This is a genomic window from Holdemania sp. 1001302B_160321_E10, assembly GCF_015552275.1.
GTDB lineage: Bacteria > Bacillota_I > Bacilli_A > Erysipelotrichales > Erysipelotrichaceae > Holdemania.
The window spans coordinates 1-2,698 of sequence record NZ_JADNEM010000066.1 but is presented as its reverse complement, the minus strand read 5'-3'; the positions used below and the strand labels follow the sequence as shown (position 1 = coordinate 2,698).

Genomic DNA, 2,698 nt, shown 5'->3' with positions numbered 1-2,698 from the left:
ATCTCGGCTTCCGTATCCCTATACTTATAAATAGAGTTCTCAAAAAAGGTCTGCGTTGTTTTAGCCATCCTGCCGCCTACCTTTCAGTAAAGGACGTTGACGTGTCCTTCCAGATGGATCCACTGATCGGATCATAATGATACATCCCGGATTTAATATCGCCGCGATAGCACTCAATCGTTGGCGTTGTCCCGTCCGGATCCGGATATCTCAAATAACAATAAGGAGGCAATGACTTCAAAAAACGGATCATTGCCTCATTTGCTTTTCTGTTTTGCTTTTTCGGATTCCAAATCAGAGTTAATTTTACTTTTGACCCAATTCTTTCTCTCATCATTAAGCCAAAATCATTTCGCCCGGATCCCCGATCTAGGTCAGAGAACTGCCAGTCAAATTTACAAGGGATTGGTAATTCTCGTGGTGTTGGATCATCGTCTGTCCAAATATAGATCATTGCCTATCCCTCCTATCTTTCCAAGGCAAATACCGGATTTCCCCGCCTGCGATCATTGTCCTTGTTGATCCTGTTGATTCGATCGGCCAATGATTCCCCATCAATGATAACGGTGTCGTCCTTTTCATAAATCATGAGCAGGATATCGTATAGACGATTCAAAGCGTTCAGCGTTTCCGCGCTGCCGAAGCCCATTAAGTTCTGCAGCTTAGACAGTGGTGCGATAACCTCTGGATCCGACGATGCCCCTGGATTGTCACCGACAATCGCCGTAGTAGGACCGTAGGCCAAACCACCGTTGGCCAGTTTCGGCATCTCAATCCGCGGTAACGACACACGCTCTATACGAGCGATATTAAAGCCAAAAGTGGTCATTCCGGTTAAGGCCGTAACCCACCCAGGCACATCAATGTGGATCTTATTAATTTGATCAATACACCAGTTAATCGCGTCGATGATAAAATTCACAGCTGTTTCTATGATGTCGATAATCGTGTTCCAGATCGTTGCAAACACAGTTTTACAGCCACCCCAGACGGTTTCCCAGCTTTTTGCAAAGGTACCAGTCAAGAAAGTAACCAGCTTATTAAACATTGTCTGCGCGGTTGTCAGAACGGTTTGGATGATTGTACCTAATAGTTGAATAGCAACAATGAGCACATCCGCAATAAAAGCAGCAATCGGCTGCAGTGTGTCAACCCAAATTATCTGCAAGATTGCCATCATCTCATTGATCGCTGGCAGCATAGCCACCCAGATATCATACAATCCTTGGAAGCAAACCGATAAAACACCCACAATAAATTCAGCGATGGGCTGCAGTATATTGACCCATAAAGCGGATAATACACCACTCAACTCTAAAACGACAGCACAAACGGCTTGAGCGATGATATTGACCAACGGCATGATCACATTGTCGATCAAATCCAAGATAAAATTCCCGATCGGTACCAACACGCCTTGCCACAACTGATTCAACACTGACATCAGGCCCTCCACAACAGCCATCACATTGTTGCGGAATTCGTCTGAGGTGTTCCAGAGGTAAATCACCGCCGCTACCACAGCTCCGATGACCGCCGCTACAATCAGCCCTGTTGTACTGAATCCCAAGAAGGCAGCTTTTAAAGCTCCGATGATCCCTTCGCTTGACGCCAGGCTCATAAACGCCTTTAACCAGTCAAATGCTTTTTTAAGCGGCATCACAATCTTTCCAATCGCTGCTGCAATTGCAGGCCATTTCAAGGCAATTAAAAAGGCGGCAACGCCACCCATAATCGCAAGAATTTTAGCCTTATTCTCATCAAGGAAGTCCAGCACCCCCTTGATGATGTTTCTGATCTTCTCGGCCGCTTTCTCAATTCCGGATGTATCAGGCTCTTCATCCAGCCCGAGATCTCCGAAATCTATTGCGAATCCATCGCCGCCAAGCCCGGACATATCAGCACCCTCAGCTCCAGATTGCGGTTGATTGATGTTATTGATTTCATCGAAGCCGGCCAAAGTTTTCTGATTCTTTTTAGCCTGAGCATCTGATTTTTTTAGCGAGTTAGTGTACCCGTTTTGGGCGGATTCCGCTTTGCTCGCTGATGCAGCCGCGCCTGCTACTGGATCCGCTTTACCACCGCCAAATAAGCCGCGGAAGACAGACTGCAGCACCTGCGCAAACCACAACAACTTGGAAACGATCATATTGATAAACTGAATAACCGGCGTCAGCACCTGAACCAAACCGTTTCCGATGATCCCCAGCAGCTGCTTCCAGCGCTCTTGCAAGATGCGGATCTGGTTTGCCCAGCTGCCGCTGGTCTTGGAAAAGTCACCCTGAGCCAGACTAAGCTGCTCAGTGACGTACATATACCGCAGCGTTGTCTGTTCTGCCTGATCCATGTCGGCAATCGTCTTCTGGATCCCTTTGCTATAAGCAAACTGCTGCAGATTCGTTTGCGTCATGACAACGCCGAATTGCTTCAGGCTTTCTGTCTCACCTGTCCAGATGGATTTCAGCGCTGTGTCCGCTACCGACTGGCTGACATTGTAAAACGAAGCGACATCGCCAGTTAATCCCGCAACACTGATCGCCATCTTCGCCGCTTTGTCCCCGGCGATTCCCATGCCCTTTGACATGGCCATGTAGGTGGACGCTGTCCGCTTCGCCGTCAGCTCCGACATGCCGAACTGATCGATCGCTTTCTTTGAGAAATTCTCAACCATATAAGCCATGTCACCAAACGCCGTATC

Annotated in this window: 1 protein-coding gene and 1 pseudogene; both read right to left on the bottom strand. The window is 47.7% G+C overall.

The features are described 5' to 3' along the window. Positions 1 to 76: 76 nt before the first annotated feature. Positions 77 to 454: a hypothetical protein gene (locus I2D94_RS17970; protein ID WP_195397898.1), complete on the bottom strand. Its 378-nt coding sequence runs from the start codon at positions 452 to 454 to the stop codon at positions 77 to 79. Positions 455 to 466: 12 nt separating this feature from the next. Next, positions 467 to 2,698, bottom strand: a pseudogene (locus I2D94_RS17965) (hypothetical protein); the annotation flags it as partial.

Coding starts and splice junctions, on each gene's coding strand:
- I2D94_RS17970 (WP_195397898.1), bottom strand. CDS start 454: ATGATCTATATTTGGACAGACGATGATCCAACACCACGAGAATTACCA.